Consider the following 20,603-nt stretch of genomic DNA (forward strand, 5'->3'; position numbering starts at 1 on the left):
GCGCCCCGAAGGTGGCGGCTCGTTTCCCGCGCGAAACCGCCATGCCGTCGCCGAGTCCCGCGTCCACCGGCCCGCTCGAAGTACGCCTTGCGCGATCGGCTGACGAGATCCGTGCCGCGCAACAGCTGCGCCACGTGGTGTTCCGCGGCGCCACTGCGCGTACACGCGCAGGCGCGCTCGATCGCGACGACTACGACGCGCGCATGGAGCACATCGTGGTGGTCGACCCGGCGTATGCAGGCAATGACGCCGGCGTGGTCGGCACGTACCGCGTCGCCACGCACGCCAACGCGGTCGCCGCGTTGCAGGGCTACGCCAGCCAGGAATTCGACCTCGCGCCGTTGGCGAACGTCGACGGGCCGCTGATGGAGCTCGGCCGCTCGTGCGTGCTGCCGCCGTATCGCACGCGTGGCGTGTTGAACCTGCTCTGGCGTGCGATCGGCGACTACGTGGCTGCCAATCGCATCGCGCTGATGTTCGGCTGCGCGAGCATTCCCGGCACCGATCCGGATGCAGCACGTCGACAACTCGCGTACCTGCACCGCCACCACCTCGCGCCCGCGGCGATCCGCCCGCGCGCCCGCGGCGACGGCGCGATTCCGCTGCCGGCCAGTTCGTCCACCACGCTCGACGACCACCGCACGCTGTTCTCGCTCGAGCCGTTGATCAAGGGCTACATCCGGCTCGGCGCGCATATCGGCGATGGCGCCTACGTCGATCACGACTTCGGCACCATCGACGTCTGCATCGTTCTGCCCACGGCCGCGCTATCGGCGCGTTCCGTGCGTCGCTACCGCCCGCACGCGCAGGCGGCGGCACGCGCGGCCTGCATCGGCGACGACTGACGCATGCGTCGCCTGGCGCGACTGGTCGCGTTGCTGGCCTGCGCGCTGGTATTGGGCATCGCGCAGGCGGTCGTGCTGTGTGTCGTGCGCGGCGACCACCGCGTCGCGACCGTGCTGCCGATGCGGTTCCATCGCGCGGTGGTTCACCTGCTGGGGCTGCACGTGTGCGTCGACGGCGTCGCCAGCGATGCACCGCGTACCGCGTGGGTGGCGAACCATTTGTCCTATCTCGACGTGCCGGTGCTGGGCGCGCGGCTGCCGGCGCGTTTCGTCGCGAAGGACGAGGTGCGTGGCTGGCCATTGTTCGGCGTGCTTTCACGCCTGCAGCGCACGGTATTCATCGGCCGCCGCCGCACCGACGCGGCCGCCGCGCTCGACGCGATGTCGCGCGCGCTCGTAGACGGCCCCGGGCTCGTGCTGTTCGCCGAAGGCACCACCAGCGACGGCCGCGACGTGCGTGCGTTCCGTTCGCCGGTGTTCGCCACGCTCGCCGCAGTGGGCGACGTCATGGTGCAACCGGTCACGCTGGCCGTGGCGGGGCCAGATGCGGCCGCACGACGGGCGTATGCCTACATCGAGGACGACATGATCGCCTCGCACCTGTGGCGATTCCTCGGTCGCGCACGCACCGAGCTACGCCTGACGCTGCACCCGCCGGTGCGAGCGGACGCGTTGGGCAGCGACCGCAAGGCGGCTGCGGCACATGTGCGCTCGATCGTCGCCGCGGCGCTGACCGCGCACGATCCATGACGCCACGCCTGCTCCGTGGCATCGGCATCGCCGCCGCCACGTTCGTGGCGGCATGGACGCTTCGCGAGCTCGTCATGCAGTTGCGCATGCTGGACGCGCATGCAATCCGCGCGGCGATAGCGCTATTGCCGATGCGCGACGTACTCGCGAGCGTCGCGTTCACCGCATGCAGCTTAGGCGCGCTCGCCGTGGTGGAGCTGCTGGCCTGCCGCGCGGCCTGCGGCGACCGCGTGCCCGCACGACGGGCATTGCGCGCGGGCGCCATGGCACACGCGCTGTGCAACACGCTCGGCTTCCACGCCGTGCTGGCGCCGACGCTGCGCGTCGCGCTGTACCGCCGCGATGGCGTGGATGCATGGGCCGTCGCCAGAATCGTCGTCATCGTCGGCGCGGCGCTGGTGGCGGGTACGGTGATCGCGGTCCTGCTCGCTGCGGCGATGCAGTGGGGCGGCGCGGTGGCGCTGGTCGTCGCCGTGATCACGGCGGTCGCCGTGCTGGCGTCGTTGCGACGGTTGCCGCGTGTCGTGACCGGCCGCATGCCGACGTCGAACACCGCATTGGCGCCGCCGCTGGCTACCGTCGCCTTCGTCGAGGCCATGTTCGCGATGGCTGCGCTATTCGTGCTGATGCCCGAGCAGATCCGTGCGATGCCGGCGCATTTCGTGCTTGCCTTCGTCGGGTCCGCCACGCTCGGCGTGGTCAGCCACGCGCCGGGCGGGGTCGGGGTGTTCGAGGCGGGGATGCTGGCGTCGTTGCCCGGCGATCGCGCGCGCATCCTCGCGGCGCTCCTTGTGTTCCGCGTGGTCTACAACCTGCTGCCGGCGAGCGTTGCGGGACTCGCGTTCGTCGTGCAGCTGCGCGGTCGCGGAATCAGTTCGACGGCGGATACGCGCGGATTGCACGCTGCTGCGCGAGATACAGGCGCGCCAGTGCGAACGCGCCGATCGGCCGACGTCCACGCCGGCGGTTCGCATCGCTGATACGGAACAGCAAGCGCTGCTTGGCGAACACGATGCGATAGACGTCGCGGATCGAGTACTTAGGGTCCCACGCATGTACGGCCTCCGAGCCCGCGCCGTTGACTTCCATGATGGTGAAGCGGCCCTCGCGGAGCGCGTCGAGCGAGTCGTAGCGCACGTCGAAGCGACCCACGTGGAATTCGCCCATGTCCTGCGCGATGGCGTCGACGCGTGCGAGCAGCGTGGACGTCGCATGCTGGCTGCCGTCCTCGTAGGCGCCGCCGACGCGCGTCGATGCCACGGTCGACAGGCGCACGTGCTCGCCGGGGGCAGGCACGCGCGAGGGGTCGACGCGCAGCTCGTGGCCTGGCGCGCGCAGCGCGCGTTGCAGGCGCGCGTCGCGTTGCACGAGGGTGGTGATGCTGTCGCGACCGTTACCGGTGATCGCCGGATAGTGGCGCAGCAGGATCCCGAGCAGGCGCCCGTTCGCGGCGCCGGGTTCGCGCACGTAGAACAGGCCCGCTTCGCCCGGCGCAGGCAGGTAACGCTGCAGCAGGAAGCGATGGCCGGCGGGGAAACGCGCCAGGTAGTCGTCGAGATCGGCGATACCGTGCAGCAGTCGCACGCCGTAGCCGCACCAGCCGACGTCGGGCTTGGCGACGATGGGGAACGCCAGCCCGGCCGCGTCCATCCGGGCGACGACGTCAGCGCGCGTGCACCGTCCCGCGACGACGTCGATGCAGTCCGCCGTCGCGGCGCGCGCGAGCGGGCCCATCGCCGCGAAATATTCGAGCTTGCCTTCGCCGACCAGCCCGCCGGACGTGATGCCGGGATTCGCGCACGAAGGCAGCGTCACGCTGCGGTAGCGCAGGCCCAACCACAGCCACTGCGCGACCATCGGCACCAGGTTCAGCGATTTCGGCAGCTGCTCGAACCGCCCCGTCGCGGCGGGCGCGGCACGTGCGGCGGCGGGTTCAACCGCGTCCACGTTCGATCCGGTAATCGATCGGCTTGTAGCGGAAGTTGTTGGATTGCCCCGCCGAGCATGCGGTCATGCCGACCACCAGCGGCATGCGCGCGCGCAGGCGCAAATGATCGCCAGCGCGACTGCGCGGCGGCAGCACGCGGATCACGCCGTTGTCGGCATCGACCGCCACATGCATGAACACGTTGAACGCGATCGGGATGCGGTCGACCTCGATGCCGTAGGGCGCGAGCGCGCCCGCGAGGTTGCCTTCGCAGCCGGGGCGGCCCTCGGTTTCGCCATAGATGATCGAGAACGTGTCCTTCGAACACGGCGTCAGCGTGAAGTCGTGCCGGCCGCAGGTGTCCTCGACGATGTCGAACATCGGCCGGCTGCGATTGGAATACAGCACGTCGCCGGTGGTGAGGAACAACCGCGACGCATAGTCGATGGAGCGGCCCGACGAGAGGTATTCGCGGGTGTCGTCGCGTGCGAACGCGACGAGGTCGCTGACCTGCTGGCCTTCCGGGTCGATCACGATGAGCTCGTCGCCGGCATCGAGCTCGAACGCCTGCGCGGAACACGCGTCGATGCGATGGGTCTGCGCCATCAGTGCGGCTTCCCGGTACGGATGTGCAGCGGGCAGCGCCAGTCCGGTTCGACCGCGCGGCCGCTGTACTGGCGGGTTTCCGCGGCGGTGCCAAAGTCGGCGAGGTTGGGGTTGGTCGAGCCCTGCAACGCGACATCGCGCGCACGCGTGGCCGCCTGCATGCGCGCATAGCGGCCATCGGCGCGCAGGCGGTCGAACTGGCGATGCGAGTTGAACACCAGCGCCGGGCGCTCGAAGCGACGCGCGATGCGCGACGCACCCGGATGCAGGCCGATCACGAAGAACGGATGCCCGGCGATGCTCAGGCTGAAGCGCGGATCATCGGGATCGGTCGCGACGTCGTCGGCCCACGCATTGCCGCGTGCGCGATCGATGTCGTGCAGCTGCTGCAGATGCGCCCACAGCAGGCGGTCGAACGTGGCTTCGTCGGTGCGTTCGGGTGTTTCGAACACGGCGACGAAGGTGCGCAGCGTGCTGTCGTCATCGGTGGCGTCGACGACATCGGCGAACGATGCGAGCGCATCCACCAGCTGCGCCGCGTCGCGTGGACAGCCGAGCGCGCGGAATTCGCGGATGCGCATGGCGCCGCGGTTCAGCGCGGCCTTGGCGCCGACGCAGGGAAACGCGGCGTCGGCGACGTGATCGAGGAAGCGCGCGGCGAGGCCGTCCTCCACGTCGGTCGGGAAGGCGTCGATCGCGTCGACAGGTTGGAGAGGCTGGAAGTCCATGAGGTCCCGGGCGGCAGTTCGATCGCCACCCTACGGACCGCCGTGCATGGACACCGTGGACACCGGCGGCGGCCGGCGTCACCCGCTACGGGCGGGTTCAGCCGATGGCAGCGCGCTCGCGTTCGATCGCGCGCCAGCCGATGTCGTGGCGATGGAATTCGCCGTCCCAGGAGATGCCGGCGACCAGCGCATATGCGCGTTGCTGCGCCTCCGCGACGGTATCGCCCAGCGCGCAGGCGCACAGCACGCGGCCGCCCGCGGTTTCGACGTGTTCGCCGACCAGTCGCGTGCCCGCGTGGAAGACCTTCGCACCCGGCTCTTCATCCGGCACGTCCCACTGGTTGATGACGTCGCCCAGGCGCGGCGCGTCGGGGTAGTTGGCGGCGGCCATCACCACGCCGAGCGAGGCGCGCGGGTCCCACTCGGCCTGCACAGCGTCGAGCTTGCCGGCGATCGCCGCTTCGACGAGATCCACCATGTCCGACTGCAGGCGCAGCATCACCGGCTGCGTTTCCGGATCGCCGAAGCGCACGTTGAATTCGATCACCTTGGGCGCGCCGCTGCGGTCGATCATCAGGCCCGCGTAAAGGAAGCCGGTGAACGGCACGCCGTCGGCCGCCATGCCGCGCACGGTGGGCTCGACGACTTCACGCATCACGCGCGCATGCACCTCGCGCGTCACCACGGGCGCGGGCGAATACGCGCCCATGCCGCCGGTGTTCGGGCCGGTGTCGCCGTCGCCGACGCGCTTGTGATCCTGGCTGGTCGCCATCGGCAGCGCGACGCGGCCGTCGACCATCGAGATGAAGCTGGCTTCCTCGCCGTCGAGGAATTCCTCGATCACCACGCGCGAGCCGGCCGCGCCGAACGCGTTGCCGGCGAGCATGTCGCGCACCGCGTCCTCGGCTTCGGCCAGCGTCATCGCCACGATCACGCCCTTGCCGGCTGCAAGCCCGTCGGCCTTGATGACGATCGGCGCGCCGTTCGCGCGCACGTGGGCGAGTGCGGCGTCGACGTCGGTGTGCACCGCATAGTGCGCGGTCGGGATGCCGTGGCGTGCAAGGAAATCCTTGGCGAACGCCTTGCTGCCTTCGAGCTGCGCGGCCGCGGCGGTGGGGCCGAAGATGCGGTGGTTGGCCGCGCGGAAGCGGTCGACCACGCCGGCTACCAGCGGCGCTTCAGGCCCGACGACCGTGACCGAGATGCCTTCGCGCTCGACCAGCGAGAGCAGCGCGTCGATATCGGTGGCGCGCACGTCGACGTTGCGGCACTTGGCCTCGCGCGCCGTGCCGGCGTTGCCGGGCGCGACCAGCACCTCGGAAACGCGCGCGGACTGCGCGATCTTCCACGCAAGCGCGTGCTCGCGGCCGCCGGAACCGATAACGAGGATCTTCATGCGTGCGCGTTCGGTTTGCGGGGGAGGCCGCATTTTACGGGACGCGCTATGGCCGGCGGGCGGTGCGGCTCATTCGGTGGCGTCGCAACCGCGCGATTTCAGGTCGCGCGCCGACACGCGGTAGCCGTAGGCGTCGCGCGGGATGTCGATGGTGCGCTCGACGATGTCGCCGCGCCGCGTGCCGGTGACCTGCAACTGCAACAGGTAGAAGCCGTTGTCGATGTGCGAAGCATTGGCCTGCAGCGTGCATTCGAGTTCGAGCAGGCGCTTGCTGCAGTGGCGCGAGGTCATTGGCGTGCACGCGCCGCGATTGGTCACGACCGACGTCACCGCCAGCATCTCGCGCAGCTCGCCGGCGACTTCGGCGTACAACGACTGGATCGCGCGCTGCGGCGTCGCGTTCGGATTGTGGCGCGTGATGACGAAGCCGGTGTCGGCGGGGCCGAGCGCGAGGAAACCGACGTCGCCCGACTTCGCATCCACGCCACGCGCGTCGATGCCACGGAAACGCGTGCGCAATTCGGCGGGGTCGCGACGCGTGGCGCCCGCGCGGATCACGAACAGGTCGATGCGCGACGCGCCGCCCGGGTTCGTGGCCGCGGGCGACGTACACACCGCGATGCGCCGCTCGCGTGGTTGCGCGCCGGAGTCGGCGCAGACGCGGCGCGTCGAGGCGGCATCGCCTGCGGCTTTCCAGTCGCCCTTGATGCGCGCGGTCTCGTGCTCGTACTCCGACGACAGCACGCGCGCGGCCTCGCGATCGGACACGACGACGTCGACCGGCGCGGGCGGCGGCGTGCGGGCCGACGCCGCGGAGGCGACGACCAGGAGGAGCAGGGGCGTGCGGGGCATGCGCGCAGTGTCCGTAGACCGCGCGAAGCCGGCGTCAGTGGCGGAAGTGGCGGATTCCGGTGAACACCATCGCCAGTCCGTGTTCGTCGGCCGCGGCGATCACCTCCGCGTCGCGCATCGAACCGCCCGGCTGGATCACCGCCTTGATGCCCGCGGCCGCGGCGGCGTCGATTCCGTCGCGGAACGGGAAGAACGCGTCCGACGCCATCACCGACCCCGGCACGACCAGCCCGGCCTCGTCGGCCTTGAGGGCGGCGATCTTCGCGCTGACCACGCGGCTCATCTGGCCGGCGCCGACGCCGACGGTGCGGTGGTCCTTCGCATAGACGATCGCGTTGGACTTCACGTACTTGGCGACGCGCCATGCGAACAGCAGGTCGGCCATCTGCGCGTCGGTCGGCGCGAGCTTCGTCACGATCTTCAGTTCGTCGCGCGTGACTTCGCGGATGTCGGCGGTCTGCATCAGCAGGCCCGAGCCCACGCGCTTGACGTCGACGTTGTTGCGGCCTTCGCCGTGCGGGATGCGCAACACGCGCACGTTCGCCTTCTTCTTCGCATAGGCGAGCGCCTCGTCGTCGTAATCCGGCGCGATGAGCACTTCGACGAACTGGCGGTCGAGGATGGCTTTCGCGGTCGCGCCGTCGAGCGTGCGGTTGAAGGCGAGGATGCCGCCGAACGCGGAGGTGGGGTCGGTCGCGTAGGCGAGTTCGTAGGCGTCGCCGCAGCCCGTGCCTTCGGCCACGCCACACGGGTTCGCATGCTTGACGATCACGCAGGCCGGGCGCTCGAACTGGCGCACGCATTCCCACGCGGCATCGGCGTCGGCCAGGTTGTTGTAGCTGAGTTCCTTGCCCTGCAGCTGCGTGAACGTGGCCAGCGTGCCCGGCACGGGATACAGGTCGCGATAGAACGCGCCCTGCTGGTGCGGGTTCTCGCCGTAGCGCAGGTCCATCACCTTGATGAAATTGCTGTTCTGTTGCGTGGGGAACACGGCGCGCGCACCGTCGTCCTGCAGCGACGACAGATGGTTGCCGATCGCGGCGTCGTACTGCGCCACGCGGTCGAACGCGGCGACGGCGAGCCTGAAGCGCGTTGCGCCGGACAGCGCACCGTCGTTGCCGTCGAGTTCCGCGACGAGCGCGCCGTACTGCGCGGGATCGGTCGCCACCGCGACGCGCGCGAAGTTCTTCGCGGCCGAGCGCAGCATTGCCGGGCCGCCGATGTCGATGTTCTCGATGACGTCGTCGAACGAACTCGACGGATCGGCCGACACCTTCTCGAACGGATAGAGATTCAGCACCAGCAGGTCGATCGCGCCGATGCCGTGCTGCGCCATCACCGCGTCGTCCGTGCCCGCGCGACCGAGCAGGCCGCCGTGCACGATCGGGTGCAGCGTCTTGACCCGGCCGTCCATCATTTCGGGGAAACCGGTGAGCTCGCTGACGTCGCGCACGGCGAGGCCGGCGTCGCGCAGGGCTTTGGCAGTGCCGCCGGTGGAAACGAGTTCGACGCCGTGGCGCGCGAGCGCCTGTGCGAGCGGCAGCAGCCCCGCCTTGTCGGAGACGGACAACAGGGCGCGGCGGAGCTTCACCGACGGGCCGTTCAGGGCTGCAGTCATGGCGATTGGGCACGACGTGGGGAAGCGCGAATTATAGCGGCGCGCTGCCGGCCGGCCGGGACTGCGGTAGGGTCGCCATGCCGCGCAACGCAGCGACGCGAGGACCGGCCCCGGCAGTTGCGCCAGACCGCCGCGCTAGACAAACGAACCGGCGACAGCGTCGCCAAGGGACGTCCGATGATCTTTCGCCAGCTGTTCGATCCGGTGTCGTCGACGTACACCTATCTCGTCGGCTGCGAGGAAACCGGCGATGCGGTGCTGATCGATCCGGTGCTGCCACAGTGGCAGCGCGACCTGCAGGTCGTGAACGCGCTCGGCCTGCGCCTGGCGATGACGATCGACACGCACATCCACGCCGACCACATCACCGCGGCGCTGACGCTCAAGCGCGAAACCGGCAGCCGCATGGCGTTCCCGGGAATGGACACGCTGCCGTTGACCGACGTGCCGCTGGCCGAAGGCGTTCCGCTGCGGATCGGTTCGCTGCAGCTGCAGCCGATCCATACCCCGGGCCATACCGACAGCCACTTCGCGATCGCGGCGGGCGACCGCGTATTCAGCGGCGACGCGCTGCTCATCGACGGCTGCGGACGTACCGATTTCCAGAACGGCGATGCGCGTGTTCTGTATGCGAGCGTGCACGACAAGCTGTTCCCGCTCGGCGACGACGTGCTCGTCTATCCCGCGCACGACTACCAGGGGCGTCGCGTGTCCAGCATCGGACAGGAGCGCGCGCGCAATCCGCGGCTGGGCGGCGGGCGTGGCATCGATGAGTTCGTGCAGATCATGGCCGGGCTCAACCTGCCGTACCCGAAATTCATCGACTACGCGGTGCCGGGCAACCGCGCCTGCGGCGTATGCCCGTCCGATATTCCGGATGAATTGGCCGATTACTGCCGCGTTGCGGAGCCGATGCCGACCGTTTGATCGGCCGGCGCAACAGCGCGCTTCTCAGCCCTGCGCGAGGCCGTATTCGCGCAGCTTCTTGCGCAACGTCGCGCGATGGATGCCGAGCAGCTGCGCGGCGCGGCTCTGGTTGCCGTCGCAATGGCGCAGCACTTCCTGGAACAGCGGAATCTCGAGTTCGCGCAACGCGACTTCGTACAGGTCACACGTGTCGCAGCCGTCCAGGTCACGCAGGAAGCGGCGGATCGAAACGGCAACGTGATCACGCAGCGGCGTGCGTGCGCCGGGGCGGATGTCGGTGACGACGGAGGGGGCGAGATCGGATGCAGCGGCGCTCATGGCAGTTCGACAACCCGCGGTCTGCGCGGGCGGACGCGGAGTCTAGCCCGACCACGTCGCGCACAACGGGGCGACACACGCCCGTCCGTCGCCATGCGGACGAACGGCCGTAAGCCCGGCGGACGAACGGCGTTATTGCAGCTGGAAGTCGTACGACTCGACGCGCGCACCCGGCTCGCGCACGTCGAATGCGACGTCCAGGCTGTCGCCCGGCGCGACCAGCGAGACCACGCGCTGGCCATAGTCGCGCGGCGTGACCTGGCGCGCGCCGACGAGGCGGCCGTCGAGGTCGGACAGGCTCAGCACGATGACCGGCGCCGGCTGCGCCCATCGCGCATCGTTGCGTACAGTGGCGGTGACGTGCAGCACGCCGGGCTTGCGCGGATTGGGTCGCACGTTGCGCGTCACCATGCGATACGCCTGCGGCTCGCGCCATGCGGGCACGTTGCAGCCGAGCACGCCGCACGCGTTCAACACCAGCGGCCGCCAGCGTGCATCGGCCGCCAGTTCGGTGCGTTGTGCGAGCACCAGCTGCACCGCGAACAGCAGGGCGAGGGTGCAGATCGCGGCGAAGATCGGCCAACGTCGGCCGGTCGGGTGCGTCGTGCGACGACGCACGAAGCTCGGCCCGTCGTGCGTCGCGCGGCGTTCGTCGACGGCGGCGTCGAGTGGGGCGGGTGCGACGTCATCGTCGATGTGCCTGGCGTCCTCCACATCGACGATCGGCGACTCGTCCACTACGTCGGAAGGCGGTGTGCGGGTCGATTGCGCGCCGTGCACCGGCAGCGCGTTGATCGCGACGTCGCGCGTATCCCCGTCGGAGTTGGGCGTCGGCGCGTCCATCGACGCGGTGTCCCGGGCCGGCTCGCCGCGCGCGGCATCCATGCGTCGGCGCTGCGGCTGGTCATCGGCCGCCTCGAGCGGTTCGTTCTCGGCAACGAGCGCGCCGCCGCAGCGTGGGCAGCGTTGGCTGGCTTCGCGTCCCGCGATCAGGGCGACGAGGAATCCGCAGGTCGGGCAGGGCTTGAACATGGGCCTATTCCACCATGCCTCGCGCCCGGAATGCGACGTGGTTCACAGGCGGCGCGCGCTCAGCGGCGACGCCCGCTCACCCGCATCCAGTCCTCGAGCTGTTCGACGCGGATGTCGTCCAGCACGTCGGTATAGGCCGCGGCGACTTCGCCTTCCTGCCCGGCGAGGATGCCGGACATCGCGAGCACCGCGCCAGGCGCGCAGCGCGCGGCGACCACGTCGCGCAGCTCGATCAGCGCGGACGCGAGGATATTGGCGACGACGACCGGATACGTCGCGACCGGTTCGTCCTGCGGCAGGAACACCGACAGGCGATCGGCCACGCCATTGCGCTCGGCGTTGTCGAGCGTCGCGGTGACCGCCTGCGGGTCGTTGTCGACGCCGACCGCCGACGCCGCGCCGAGCTTCAGCGCGGCGAGCGCGAGGATGCCGGAGCCGCACCCGAAGTCGAGCACGCGCGCGCCGTCGAGCATGCCGCCTGAGGCGAGCGCGTCGAGCCATTGCAGGCACAGCGCGGTGGTGGGATGGGTGCCGCTGCCGAACGCGAGCCCGGGATCGAGGCGCACCACCGCCGCATCCGGCGCGTCGGCGCCGTCAGGCAGCTCGTGATTCCACGGCACGATCCAGGTCCGCGCGCCGAATTTCAGCGGCTCGTACTGGTCCATCCATGCGCGTTCCCAGTCCTGGTCCTCGACGTCGCGGAATTCGGTGCGCGACCAGTCGAGCCCTTCGTCCTGCGCGGCGAGCGCATGCAGCAGGGGTTCGCGCGGGGTACCGGCCTCGAACAGCGCAGTCAGCACCATGTCGTGCCAGAGCGGTGTTTCGCCGACGCCAGGCTCGAAGATGGCCTGTTCGTCCGGCGCATCCGCGTGCGCGTCGACCAGCGTCACCGCCAGCGCGCCGACATCCTCGAGCGCCCGTTCGTAGCGCGGCTGCAGCGCTTCCGTGCAGGGCAGGGAGAGTTCGAGGAACGGCATGGGCTCAATCCTGGGCGAAGGTGAACGGCACGCGCGCGGCGATGCCCTGCTGGGCGCCCTCGGGCATCGATACCCACCAGCGGCGCGCGGTGTCGACGGCCGAGCGGTCGATGTCGCGATTGCCCGAGGACTCGTACACGACCGCTTCGCGAACCCGTCCGCAGGGATTGGTGTGGATCTGCAGCACGACGCGTCCGTGCGCCTCCTGACGCAGTGCCGATGGCGGATACGGCGGCGCGGGCATCGACCGGGCGTGCGGCGTACACGATTCGCGTGCGACCACCTCCAGCCATCCACGGTAGCGCGCGTCGTTTCCGGTATCGCCCGTGACGATCGGACGCGGCGCCGGCGTCGCGACGACCGTCGCGCGATAGGCGTCGCACGTCGCCGGCGTGTCCGAGCACAGCACGCGCGCCACCATGCCGTACGCGTCGCCGGGCGCATTGCGCCAGACGGTCGCGCGGGTTGGCCAGGACCCCGTGGTGGGCTCGTCGAACGACCAGCGCTCGATGACGCCGTCGGCACCGGCGATGTCGGCAAGAGCAACCGGAACGAAGTCGTGCTGCGCGATGTGCTCGCGCATCTGCGACTGCGTGATGCGCGGCGTAAACGCCGACTCCTGCCGCAGGCGCAGCTCGAGATACCGCGACGCGATCTGGTCCGCGTCGACGTGCTCCGTCGAAACGGAGAGCCAGGCTGTCGAGGGCGCGGAATGCGGCGAGGCGACCGGCGACGTGGACGGCGCCGTTGCCGTCTGCATCATGGCCGCCGTCGCGAGCATGGCGACCAGCATCGGATTACTTGCCGACCAGCTGCACGGCGTCGACGGTCTTGTAGCCCGACGACACGTTGTTGGCGAAGGTCAGCTTGACCGACTTCACCGGGTACGGCGTGGCGTCGAACGTGCGCACGAACCAGGTGCGCGACCCGCGTTCGTCGCGGCCGGTGTCACTGACGCCGCTCCACACGGTGTGCGCCGCACCGTCGACGCCGATCAGTTCGACCTTGGTGATCGACTTCACCGCGTTCTCGTCGAGCACCGCGCGCACCGCTGTCGCCGACACCGGGCGTTCGTAGTCGAGCTGCAGCCAGTCGAAGCCAATGTCCTGGTTGTCATTGGTCCACTCGTCGCCGTTGACGGCGCCGGTGGCCTGCCAGGGCGTGTTGGAGTCGTGCGAATCGGGCGGCTGCTTGCCGGCGTCGCCGAACGAGGAACTGGCCTTCGCCGCGATCGCCCACTGCGCGTTCGCATCGTTGATGTAGCCGTCTTCCATCGTCGCGTAGTCGAGCTTCGCCTGCGCTTCGGACTTCTCGCCATCGGCGGGCGCGGATGGCGCGGCGGGCGCAGGCGTCGTAGTCGCGGCGGGTGCCGGTGCCTGCGCGGCGGTGGTGTCGGCCGGCGCCTCGGCGTCGTGCTTCTTGCAGCCGGCCAGCGCGGCGAGCGCGATCAGCGAAGCGGTCGCAATTCCCTTGTGCATCGTGGACTCCTGTAGTGAAAACCGTTGGCAACGCACGATGCGGCGATCGGATGACCGCCGTGCGCCGCGATGTGGACGGGTGCAGCGATCAACCGATCGCAATCGCCTTTTCCTTCTGCTCTTTCAGGCGCTTTTCCAGGTAATGGATGTTCTGCCCGCCCTGCTGGAAGCCGGCGTCGGACAGGATGCGCTGCTGCAGCGGGATGTTCGTCTTGATGCCGTCGACGACCATCTCGTTGAGCGCCACGCGCATGCGCGCAATCGCAATTTCGCGCGTCGGGCCGTGCACGATCAGCTTGCCGATCATCGAGTCGTAGTTCGGCGGCACGCGATAGCCCTCGTAGATGTGGCTGTCGACGCGCACGCCGGGGCCGCCCGGCGCATGGAAATGCTGGATCAGGCCGGGGCAGGGCATGAACGTGTCGGGATCTTCCGCGTTGATGCGGCACTCGATCGCATGGCCTTCGAGGACGATGTCCTCCTGTTTCAGGCGCAGCTTCTCGCCCGACGCGATGCGCAGCTGCTCGGTCACGAGGTCGATGCCGGTGACGAGCTCGGTCACCGGATGCTCGACCTGGATGCGGGTGTTCATTTCGATGAAATAGAACCGCCCGTTCTCGAACAGGAATTCGAACGTGCCCGCGCCGCGATAGCCGATGCGGACGCACGCTTCCACGCAGACCTTGCCGATCTCCGCGCGCAGTTCCGGCGTGATGCCCGGCGCCGGCGCTTCCTCGACCACCTTCTGGTGGCGGCGCTGCATGGAGCAGTCGCGCTCGCCGAGGTGGATCGCATTGCCCTGGCCGTCGGCGAGCACCTGGATCTCCACGTGGCGCGGGTTTTCCAGGAACTTCTCCATGTAGACCATGTCGTTGCCGAACGCGGCCTTGGCTTCCTGCTTGGTCGTCTGGATCGCGGTCACCAGCGCGGCTTCGGTGTGCACGACGCGCATGCCGCGACCGCCGCCACCGCCCGCGGCTTTCACGATGATCGGATAGCCGATGTCGCGCGCGATGCGCACGTTCTCGGCAGCGTCATCGCCGAGCGGTCCGCCACTGCCGGGGACGCAGGGAACGCCCGCGGCCTTCATCGCGCGGATCGCTTCGACCTTGTCGCCCATCAGGCGGATCGTGTCGGCCTTCGGTCCGATGAAGATGAAGCCGGACTGCTCGACGCGTTCGGCGAAGTCCGCGTTCTCGCTGAGGAAGCCGTAGCCCGGATGGATCGCCTGCGCGTCGGTGACCTCGGCGGCTGCGATGATCTGCGCCATGTTGAGGTAGCTCTGCGCGCTCGGCGCCGGCCCGATGCAGACGGACTCGTCCGCCATCGCGACGTGCTTGAGGTTGCGGTCGACGGTGGAATGCACCGCGACCGTGCGGATGCCGAGCGCGTGGCACGCGCGCAGGATGCGCAGCGCGATTTCGCCCCGGTTTGCGATTACGACTTTGTCGAGCATGGGTGGTTCCAAGGCGGCTGGGAGCGTGGGAGCGTCCTGCCCTTGGGCCGCGCGGCCGAAGGGCGTTCGCAGGCCGGCGGCAGTGCCGCCGGAAAGCTCCTGCTCACCCAATAACAAACAACGGCTGGTCGAACTCGATCGGCTGGCCGTTCTCGACGAGCACCTTGAGCACGGTGCCGGAGACGTCGGCTTCGATCGGGTTGAACATCTTCATGGCTTCGATGATCGCGAGCGTGTCGCCGGCCTTGACCGACTGGCCGACGCTGACGAACGCCGGCTTGTCCGGGCTGGGCGACGCATAGAACGTGCCCACCATCGGAGCGCGCATGACGTGGCCTTCGGGCAGGTCGGCGCCAGCCTTGGCGCTGCCACCGGACGCGGCCTCGGTCGGGCTCTGCATCGGCATAGGGCGCTCGGCCTGCGGCGGCGGGGGCATCGCGTAGGTCGGCGCCGGCGCGTAGGCGATCTCGCGGGTCGGCGTGCGCGCCAGGCGCACGGTTTCCTCGCCTTCCTTGATCTCGATCTCGGAGAGATTGCTCGCCTCGAGCAGGTCGATCAGTTTCTTGATTTTCCGCAGGTCCATGTCGGGCCTCGTGGTGGGATGCAGGGTCGATCGCGGCGAAGTCGCCGACGATTCCGAAAATGTCAGGAACGGTTGGCGTGCGCTGCCGCGCGCTTGTCGAGCCAGGTGATCGCGGCGTCCATCGCGAACCGGTAGCTGTCCGCGCCGAAGCCGCAGATCACGCCCATCGCGAGGTCGCTGAAATAGCTCTGCTTGCGGAACGGCTCGCGGGCGTGCGGGTTCGACAGGTGCACTTCGATGAAGGGCAGGTCCACCGCGGCGACCGCGTCACGCAGCGACACGCTGGTGTGGGTGAGCCCGGCGGGATTGATGATCAGGAAGTCGGTGCCGTCGGCGCGCGCGGTATGCAGGCGGTCGATGAGCTCGTGCTCGGCGTTCGACTGCATGGAGTCGAGCGTGTGCCCGTGCGATTCGGCATCGAGCTTGAGTGCGCGGTCGATCGCGGCGAGCGAGGTGCGCCCGTAGATCGTGGGCTCGCGCTCGCCGAGCAGGTTGAGGTTGGGGCCATGCAGGACCAGGAGCTTCGCCATGGCGTACCCGTTGCGACGTCGTGGCCGGGCAGTCTGCGCCTCGCGACGAAGGCTGTCCAGACGTTCGCTACCGTATCGCCGACGTTGGACGAAATTCAATCGCGCGTTCGAGGCGCGGCCGCGGCCCAGTTGGTCAGGTCCGCCGGCTTCAGCGGGCCGGCCCACCGGCGAACGATCCGGCCGTCCGCGCCGATCAACACGCTGTAGGGCAGGACGCCGCGGGCGTTGCCGAGACGCGCGCCGGCGTCGCCCGCGCCCGGAGTGTCGATCAGGATGGGATAGGCGACCGGATGCGCCTTCAGGAACGCGCCCACGGCGTCGGCGTCGTCCAGCGCGATCCCGACCACTTGCACGCCGTTCGAACCCTGTTGCCGGGCGAACCGGTCGAGCGCCGGCATCTCTTCGAGGCAGGGACCGCACCAGCTGGCCCACAGGTTGACGAGCAGCGGCCGGCCGCGGGCGAGGTCGGCCAGCGCATGACGGCGGCCGTCGGGGCCGGGGAGTTCGATGCGCGGGGCGGACTGGCCGAGCGCGCCGGACGTCGACGTCGCCCGCTCCACGGTCCGGCCAAGGCGGGTGCTCGTGCGCCAGTCGCGATTTGTCGCCAGGTTCGCCGCGATGCCGAGCGCACCGGCGAGTAAGGCGACGATGACGACCGTTCGCGTCCTCATCGCGCCGCGCTGGCCAGGGCGTCCGCCACCATGTCCGGCGTCAGCAGCGTCGGCAGCACCTTCGGTTCGCCGCGCGGCGGATAGACGACGTAGAGCGGCACGCCGACCGCGCCGTGGCTTTGCAGGAAGGCGGTCAGGGCGGGGTCGACGTCGGTGTAGTCGCCGACCAGGTAGGTGGCGTTCGCGGCGCGCAGCGCCTCGCCGAAGGCCGGGCGGCCGAACACGGTGCGTTCGTTGGCCTTGCAGCTGACGCACCAGTCGGCGGTGATGTTCACGAAGACCACGCGGCCCTCGGCGCGCAGCGCGGCGAGGCGCGCGTCGCTGAATGCTTCGTGGGCGGCATCTGCGGCGGGCGCCGCGGTGGGCCGCGGCAGGCGATGCACGGTCGCCAGCGCCATGCCTGCACCCACGAGTGCGACGACGAGCGCCGCAACGCCCCACGCCCGGCCACGGTGATGCGTGCGGTTCCATGCCCAGGCCGCGAACGCCACGGCGACTGCTGCGGCGAGCGTCCATGCGATCGCATCCGGCCCACGCTGGCGGCCAAGCACCCACAACAACCACGCACAGGTCAGGTAGAGCGGGAAGGCGAGTGCCTGTTTCAGCGTTTCCATCCACGCGCCTGGCCGCGGCAGCAGCGCGGCGAGCCCGGGCAGCAGCCCGATCAGGATGAAGGGCAGCGCCAGCCCGAGGCCGAGCGCGACGAACACCGCCAGCGCGAGCATCGTCGGCGCCACGAACGCCCACGCCAGCGCGGCGCCCATGAAGGGCGCGGTGCACGGCGTGGCGACGACCACCGCGAGCACGCCGGTGAAAAAATCGCCGGCGATGCCGCTGCGCTGCGTCAGCGAATGGCCGGCGCCCGTCCAGCGCCCGCCCGCATGCCACACGCCGGACAGGCTCAGGCCCAGCGCGAACATCACCAGCGCCAGCACCGCGACTACCACCGGCTCCTGCAGCTGGAAGCCCCAACCCAAGGCGCGCCCGGCATGGCGCAGCGCGAGCGCGAGCCCGCCCAGCGCGAGGAAACTCAACACGACGCCGGCGGTGTAGGCGAACGCATGGCGGCGCGCGACGGTCGGCGAATGGCTTTCGGCCAGCGACAACGCCTTCAGCGACAGCACCGGCAGCACGCAGGGCATCAGGTTGAGCACGAGACCGCCGAGCAGCGCGAGCAGCAACGCCGACATCGCGCCGCTTGCGGCGACCGTGCGTGCCGCGGGTGGCGCCTGACGCGCGGGCAGCAGGGTCGGTGCCTCGGTTTTTACGGGTGTGGCAGCGTTGGTGACGTCCGTCGATACGGCCGACGTGGTCGCGACAGCGTCGCCCGCTGTCGCGACTGTCGTGGACGTCGATGTATCGGACGTCGGCGCAGGACCGTCTCCCTCCGCCGGCAGCTCGACGTAGACCGTGCGCTGCATCGGCGGATAGCAGATGCCGTCGGTCTGGCAGCCCTGGAAACGTGCGGTGATCCTGATCGTGCGTGCGTTCGAGGCGGTGCGCGTCACCGGCAGCGCGAGGTCGACCGGATCGAAGTAGACCGACACGTCGCCGAAGTGCTCGTCGTGATGCGCGCGCGCCGGCGGCCAGCGCGGCGCGCCGAGCGCGAATCCGGCGGCGCGCGACGCGGTGTCCAGGCGGAACGTCGTGCGGTCCCGATAGAGGTAGTAGCCGGGCGCCGGTGAGAAACGTGCCAGCACTGTGTTCGACGTGCCGGGAATCGCTTCGAAGCGGAACGCGGCGTCCGCCGGCAACGGCGCCGCATCTACGCCGGCTGCCGCCCCGCGCGCAAGCGCGAACGGCGAACGCCCGAGCGCAGTCGCCGACGGCGACGTCGCGGCAGGCAGGTCGACGGTCAATCGACGCGTCTGCGGCGGGTAGCAGACGCCGGCGTCGGCGCAGCCCTGGTACTTGATCGTCACCACCGTGCTCGCGGCGGATGGCGTCCCGGGCAGCGTAGCGACGAGTGCGTCGCGATAGGTTTCGACGTCGCCGAAGAATTCGTCGTGGTGCGCATCGCCCTTGGGCAGGCGCACCGCGCCCGCGTCGAAACCGGCGTCCGCCTGCACGCCGATGCGGTGGCGGTAGAGGTAGTAGCCCTTTGCGATCGTCCAGCGCACTTCGATCGCGCCGTCCGTGTAGCGCGCGCTCGGCACGAATACGCTGTCGACCGGCGGAAGCTGGTCGGGCGTGATCGCATGCGCGCGCGGCGCCCATGCGGCGAGCAGGAGAAGGCAGGTGCCGGCGATCCGGCGCAAGGTGTCAGGCATCGGGACGGCTCTGGGCAACGACCCAGTCGAGGTAGGCGGGCGCGCCGTCGCTGGCGTCGAGCGCTAGCAGTTCCGGCACGTCGTAGGGGTGCAGCGCCTGTACGCGGGCGATGGCGGCGGGGATGCGGTCATGCGCGGTCTTGATCAGCAGCAGGACTTCGTCGGCACGCTCTACACGGCCTTCCCACCGATACGTCGAGCCCACGCCCCGCAGCTGCTGCACGCAGGCGGCGAGGCGTTCGTCGACCAGTGCGGTCGCGATGCGATCGGCGCTCGCCGCGTCCGGACAGGTGCAATGAAGGACGACGACGTGCATCCGGCGATTGTAGCGAGCGGCTGCGCCGGGCCCTCAGACCTCGCGACGCGCGCTTCGCGAACGCCCGGTGCGCAAGGCGGCCATCTGCTCCATCAATTCCACGAGCGGCGCCTGGCTCCGCGGCGGCAGGCTGCGGAACGCGTTGAGCATCCGCAGCTCGAGCGGCTCGTCGACCATCGTGGCGTCGACCGCGGCTACGCCGTCCATGGTGTCTTCATGCGACAGCGCCATCCGTCCGCGGCCCGTCGCCAGCCATTCGAACTGCACGCCGGTAACGGTGGCGACGCGCCGCAGGTTGGACATGCTGGGGCTCTTGCCCTGCACGGCCTCCCAGTGGCTCACGGCGCTGCGCTGGACGCCGACGGTTTCGGCCAGTGCCGACTGCGACAGGCCGGCGTGGCGTCGGGCGAGGCGTATCCGCTGCTGCGAATTCATCGGAAGTGACGCTCCGCGTCAGTTGAAATGACGCTGCAAGGCCGAGTCTACCGGTTTTCACCTCGCTACCAATAAAACCTTCATGAGGTGCGCTTCAGGTCACAGTCTTGGATGAAGAGTCGATGAAATCGGGTAATGAATACGATTTCATAAGTGTCCGGTTTCCATCCGCTACCGGAATCGGACGTTTCTATCGGTAGCGGCGGGGTAGCGCGGGTGACGTGAACCGCCCACAATCGCCCCACGTCGACACGGACCGTCGACTGACATGGGGTCACGGGTTCTTGGGGAGACGCGCCGGATTGCGCGAGCTTGGATGGCCGTCCTCAAAAACCGAGAGCGCGTTTCTTCGGGACGCGCTCTTTTTTTGCCTGCGCGTTTCGTGCGCCCGCGGCCGCTGCCCGGCGCCGCCACTCGATCTTTTTCGCGCCGCCGCCCTTGAAAGCCGCGCCGCGCATCCCATATCCCGCCCCGTCCGCGATGCGGGCGCAGTACGCCGCGGGTTTGGCACTCGCGACGGTCGACTGCTAAAATTCCCCGTCTTTCGCTGTTATTTCAACCACTTAAACCCTCAGCCGGAGGTTCGTGCATGAACATCAAGCCGCTCTACGACCGCGTGGTCATCAAGCGCATGGAAGAAGAAAAGGTCTCGGCCGGTGGCATCGTCATCCCCGATTCGGCCACCGAAAAGCCGATCAAGGGTGAGGTTGTCGCGGTCGGCGAAGGCAAGGCCTTCGACAACGGCAACGTGCGCGCGCCCAAGGTCAAGGTCGGCGACAAGGTGCTCTTCGGAAAGTACAGCGGCACGGAAGTGAAGCTGGACGGCACCGAGTACCTGGTGGTGAAGGAAGACGACATCTTCGCGGTCCTCGGCTGATCGCGGCCTTT

At 69.4% G+C, this 20,603-nt stretch carries 23 protein-coding genes; 5 read left to right on the forward strand and 18 right to left on the reverse strand.

Translation table 11 applies throughout. The features are described 5' to 3' along the window. Positions 1-41 precede the first annotated feature (41 nt). Genes ACKTTN_RS13595 through ACKTTN_RS13605 form a run of 3 tightly spaced genes read left to right on the forward strand, consistent with a single transcriptional unit; the run spans position 42 to position 2,575 of the window. Positions 42-845, forward strand: a complete 804-nt coding sequence (locus tag ACKTTN_RS13595) for a GNAT family N-acetyltransferase (RefSeq protein ID WP_407910434.1) — start codon at positions 42-44, stop codon at positions 843-845. Positions 846-848: 3 nt separating this feature from the next. Beyond that, positions 849-1,595: a lysophospholipid acyltransferase family protein gene (locus tag ACKTTN_RS13600; protein ID WP_407910435.1), complete on the forward strand. Its 747-nt coding sequence runs from the start codon at positions 849-851 to the stop codon at positions 1,593-1,595. Next, positions 1,592-2,575, forward strand: a complete 984-nt coding sequence (locus tag ACKTTN_RS13605) for a putative bifunctional lysylphosphatidylglycerol flippase/synthetase (protein ID WP_407910436.1) — start codon at positions 1,592-1,594, stop codon at positions 2,573-2,575. Before ACKTTN_RS13600 ends, ACKTTN_RS13605 begins: the two co-directional genes overlap by 4 nt. Here ACKTTN_RS13605 and ACKTTN_RS13610 read toward each other — a convergent pair. The 6 genes from ACKTTN_RS13610 to purH all read right to left on the reverse strand — a co-directional run bounded on the left by ACKTTN_RS13610 (position 2,466) and on the right by purH (position 8,722). Beyond that, a complete protein-coding gene (locus ACKTTN_RS13610; RefSeq protein WP_407910437.1) occupies positions 2,466-3,542 on the reverse strand; it encodes a hypothetical protein in 1,077 nt (358 codons plus the stop codon). The two genes, ACKTTN_RS13605 and ACKTTN_RS13610, sit on opposite strands and share 110 nt — an antisense overlap. Then, positions 3,529-4,128 carry a DUF1989 domain-containing protein gene (locus ACKTTN_RS13615; RefSeq protein WP_407910438.1) on the reverse strand — a complete coding sequence of 200 codons (600 nt, stop codon included), beginning with the start codon at positions 4,126-4,128 and terminating at the stop codon, positions 3,529-3,531. Before ACKTTN_RS13615 ends, ACKTTN_RS13610 begins: the two co-directional genes overlap by 14 nt. Then, positions 4,128-4,856 (reverse strand): guanitoxin biosynthesis heme-dependent pre-guanitoxin N-hydroxylase GntA, encoded by a 729-nt coding sequence (gntA, locus tag ACKTTN_RS13620; protein ID WP_407910439.1) that lies wholly within the window; start codon positions 4,854-4,856, stop codon positions 4,128-4,130. Before gntA ends, ACKTTN_RS13615 begins: the two co-directional genes overlap by 1 nt. 97 nt (positions 4,857-4,953) lie before the next feature. Next, complete coding sequence (purD, locus tag ACKTTN_RS13625; protein ID WP_407910440.1) at positions 4,954-6,252, reverse strand: phosphoribosylamine--glycine ligase; 1,299 nt, start codon at positions 6,250-6,252, stop codon at positions 4,954-4,956. Positions 6,253-6,321: 69 nt separating this feature from the next. Continuing rightward, on the reverse strand, positions 6,322-7,104 hold the full coding sequence (locus ACKTTN_RS13630) for a hypothetical protein (protein ID WP_407910441.1): 783 nt from the start codon (positions 7,102-7,104) through the stop codon (positions 6,322-6,324). A gap of 34 nt (positions 7,105-7,138) precedes the next feature. Next, positions 7,139-8,722 (reverse strand): bifunctional phosphoribosylaminoimidazolecarboxamide formyltransferase/IMP cyclohydrolase, encoded by a 1,584-nt coding sequence (purH, locus tag ACKTTN_RS13635; protein ID WP_407910442.1) that lies wholly within the window; start codon positions 8,720-8,722, stop codon positions 7,139-7,141. Positions 8,723-8,899: 177 nt separating this feature from the next. Between purH and ACKTTN_RS13640 the strand changes: the two genes are divergently transcribed. Next, positions 8,900-9,649 carry an MBL fold metallo-hydrolase gene (locus tag ACKTTN_RS13640; RefSeq protein ID WP_407910443.1) on the forward strand — a complete coding sequence of 250 codons (750 nt, stop codon included), beginning with the start codon at positions 8,900-8,902 and terminating at the stop codon, positions 9,647-9,649. Positions 9,650-9,673: 24 nt separating this feature from the next. On the opposite strand, the gene fis is transcribed toward ACKTTN_RS13640, so the two are convergent. The 12 genes from fis to ACKTTN_RS13700 form a co-directional block, all read right to left on the reverse strand. Next, the gene (gene fis, locus ACKTTN_RS13645) at positions 9,674-9,967 is read right to left on the reverse strand and encodes a DNA-binding transcriptional regulator Fis (protein WP_407910444.1); all 294 of its coding nucleotides are present in this window, start codon (positions 9,965-9,967) and stop codon (positions 9,674-9,676) included. A gap of 132 nt (positions 9,968-10,099) precedes the next feature. Beyond that, positions 10,100-10,999, reverse strand: a complete 900-nt coding sequence (locus ACKTTN_RS13650) for a DUF3426 domain-containing protein (protein WP_407910445.1) — start codon at positions 10,997-10,999, stop codon at positions 10,100-10,102. Positions 11,000-11,058: 59 nt separating this feature from the next. Further along, on the reverse strand, positions 11,059-11,976 hold the full coding sequence (gene prmA / locus ACKTTN_RS13655) for a 50S ribosomal protein L11 methyltransferase (RefSeq protein WP_407910446.1): 918 nt from the start codon (positions 11,974-11,976) through the stop codon (positions 11,059-11,061). A 4-nt stretch (positions 11,977-11,980) separates the two neighbouring features. Next, on the reverse strand, positions 11,981-12,769 hold the full coding sequence (locus ACKTTN_RS13660; protein ID WP_407910447.1) for an energy transducer TonB: 789 nt from the start codon (positions 12,767-12,769) through the stop codon (positions 11,981-11,983). Positions 12,770-12,773: 4 nt separating this feature from the next. Continuing rightward, a complete protein-coding gene (locus ACKTTN_RS13665; protein ID WP_407910448.1) occupies positions 12,774-13,454 on the reverse strand; it encodes a hypothetical protein in 681 nt (226 codons plus the stop codon). An 88-nt stretch (positions 13,455-13,542) separates the two neighbouring features. Then, positions 13,543-14,910: an acetyl-CoA carboxylase biotin carboxylase subunit gene (gene accC, locus ACKTTN_RS13670; protein ID WP_407910449.1), complete on the reverse strand. Its 1,368-nt coding sequence runs from the start codon at positions 14,908-14,910 to the stop codon at positions 13,543-13,545. Positions 14,911-15,013: 103 nt separating this feature from the next. Next, positions 15,014-15,493, reverse strand: coding sequence for an acetyl-CoA carboxylase biotin carboxyl carrier protein (accB, locus tag ACKTTN_RS13675; RefSeq protein ID WP_407910450.1), 480 nt, complete (start codon positions 15,491-15,493; stop codon positions 15,014-15,016). Positions 15,494-15,555: 62 nt separating this feature from the next. Then, entirely contained in the window at positions 15,556-16,023 is a 468-nt protein-coding gene (aroQ, locus tag ACKTTN_RS13680) for a type II 3-dehydroquinate dehydratase (protein WP_407910451.1), read from the reverse strand. 95 nt (positions 16,024-16,118) lie between these two features. Beyond that, positions 16,119-16,694 carry a TlpA family protein disulfide reductase gene (locus tag ACKTTN_RS13685; RefSeq protein ID WP_407910452.1) on the reverse strand — a complete coding sequence of 192 codons (576 nt, stop codon included), beginning with the start codon at positions 16,692-16,694 and terminating at the stop codon, positions 16,119-16,121. Further along, positions 16,691-18,964, reverse strand: coding sequence for a protein-disulfide reductase DsbD domain-containing protein (locus tag ACKTTN_RS13690; protein WP_407910453.1), 2,274 nt, complete (start codon positions 18,962-18,964; stop codon positions 16,691-16,693). The genes ACKTTN_RS13685 and ACKTTN_RS13690 overlap by 4 nt, the downstream gene beginning before the upstream one ends. Continuing rightward, positions 18,957-19,280, reverse strand: coding sequence for a divalent-cation tolerance protein CutA (gene cutA / locus ACKTTN_RS13695; RefSeq protein ID WP_407910454.1), 324 nt, complete (start codon positions 19,278-19,280; stop codon positions 18,957-18,959). Before cutA ends, ACKTTN_RS13690 begins: the two co-directional genes overlap by 8 nt. A 33-nt stretch (positions 19,281-19,313) precedes the next feature. Then, a complete protein-coding gene (locus ACKTTN_RS13700) occupies positions 19,314-19,715 on the reverse strand; it encodes a helix-turn-helix domain-containing protein (RefSeq protein WP_407910455.1) in 402 nt (133 codons plus the stop codon). 589 nt (positions 19,716-20,304) lie between these two features. Here ACKTTN_RS13700 and groES point away from each other — a divergent pair. Further along, on the forward strand, positions 20,305-20,592 hold the full coding sequence (gene groES, locus ACKTTN_RS13705; RefSeq protein ID WP_027083774.1) for a co-chaperone GroES: 288 nt from the start codon (positions 20,305-20,307) through the stop codon (positions 20,590-20,592). Positions 20,593-20,603 lie beyond the last annotated feature (11 nt).

The sequence above is a fragment of the Lysobacter claricitrinus genome (genome assembly GCF_045866565.1).
Taxonomy (GTDB): Bacteria; Pseudomonadota; Gammaproteobacteria; order Xanthomonadales; family Xanthomonadaceae; genus Cognatilysobacter; species Cognatilysobacter claricitrinus.

What these genes read in the sequence shown, in the direction of transcription:
- ACKTTN_RS13595 (WP_407910434.1), top strand. Translation starts at nt 42, where the DNA reads ATGCCGTCGCCGAGTCCCGCGTCCACCGGCCCGCTCGAAGTACGCCTT.
- ACKTTN_RS13600 (WP_407910435.1), top strand. Translation starts at nt 849, where the DNA reads ATGCGTCGCCTGGCGCGACTGGTCGCGTTGCTGGCCTGCGCGCTGGTA.
- ACKTTN_RS13605 (WP_407910436.1), top strand. Translation starts at nt 1,592, where the DNA reads ATGACGCCACGCCTGCTCCGTGGCATCGGCATCGCCGCCGCCACGTTC.
- ACKTTN_RS13615 (WP_407910438.1), bottom strand. Translation starts at nt 4,128, where the DNA reads ATGGCGCAGACCCATCGCATCGACGCGTGTTCCGCGCAGGCGTTCGAG.
- gntA (WP_407910439.1), bottom strand. Translation starts at nt 4,856, where the DNA reads ATGGACTTCCAGCCTCTCCAACCTGTCGACGCGATCGACGCCTTCCCG.
- purD (WP_407910440.1), bottom strand. Translation starts at nt 6,252, where the DNA reads ATGAAGATCCTCGTTATCGGTTCCGGCGGCCGCGAGCACGCGCTTGCG.
- ACKTTN_RS13630 (WP_407910441.1), bottom strand. Translation starts at nt 7,104, where the DNA reads ATGCCCCGCACGCCCCTGCTCCTCCTGGTCGTCGCCTCCGCGGCGTCG.
- purH (WP_407910442.1), bottom strand. Translation starts at nt 8,722, where the DNA reads ATGACTGCAGCCCTGAACGGCCCGTCGGTGAAGCTCCGCCGCGCCCTG.
- ACKTTN_RS13640 (WP_407910443.1), top strand. Translation starts at nt 8,900, where the DNA reads ATGATCTTTCGCCAGCTGTTCGATCCGGTGTCGTCGACGTACACCTAT.
- fis (WP_407910444.1), bottom strand. Translation starts at nt 9,967, where the DNA reads ATGAGCGCCGCTGCATCCGATCTCGCCCCCTCCGTCGTCACCGACATC.
- ACKTTN_RS13650 (WP_407910445.1), bottom strand. Translation starts at nt 10,999, where the DNA reads ATGTTCAAGCCCTGCCCGACCTGCGGATTCCTCGTCGCCCTGATCGCG.
- prmA (WP_407910446.1), bottom strand. Translation starts at nt 11,976, where the DNA reads ATGCCGTTCCTCGAACTCTCCCTGCCCTGCACGGAAGCGCTGCAGCCG.
- ACKTTN_RS13660 (WP_407910447.1), bottom strand. Translation starts at nt 12,769, where the DNA reads ATGCTGGTCGCCATGCTCGCGACGGCGGCCATGATGCAGACGGCAACG.
- ACKTTN_RS13665 (WP_407910448.1), bottom strand. Translation starts at nt 13,454, where the DNA reads ATGCACAAGGGAATTGCGACCGCTTCGCTGATCGCGCTCGCCGCGCTG.
- accC (WP_407910449.1), bottom strand. Translation starts at nt 14,910, where the DNA reads ATGCTCGACAAAGTCGTAATCGCAAACCGGGGCGAAATCGCGCTGCGC.
- accB (WP_407910450.1), bottom strand. Translation starts at nt 15,493, where the DNA reads ATGGACCTGCGGAAAATCAAGAAACTGATCGACCTGCTCGAGGCGAGC.
- aroQ (WP_407910451.1), bottom strand. Translation starts at nt 16,023, where the DNA reads ATGGCGAAGCTCCTGGTCCTGCATGGCCCCAACCTCAACCTGCTCGGC.
- ACKTTN_RS13685 (WP_407910452.1), bottom strand. Translation starts at nt 16,694, where the DNA reads ATGAGGACGCGAACGGTCGTCATCGTCGCCTTACTCGCCGGTGCGCTC.
- ACKTTN_RS13690 (WP_407910453.1), bottom strand. Translation starts at nt 18,964, where the DNA reads ATGCCTGACACCTTGCGCCGGATCGCCGGCACCTGCCTTCTCCTGCTC.
- cutA (WP_407910454.1), bottom strand. Translation starts at nt 19,280, where the DNA reads ATGCACGTCGTCGTCCTTCATTGCACCTGTCCGGACGCGGCGAGCGCC.
- ACKTTN_RS13700 (WP_407910455.1), bottom strand. Translation starts at nt 19,715, where the DNA reads ATGAATTCGCAGCAGCGGATACGCCTCGCCCGACGCCACGCCGGCCTG.
- groES (WP_027083774.1), top strand. Translation starts at nt 20,305, where the DNA reads ATGAACATCAAGCCGCTCTACGACCGCGTGGTCATCAAGCGCATGGAA.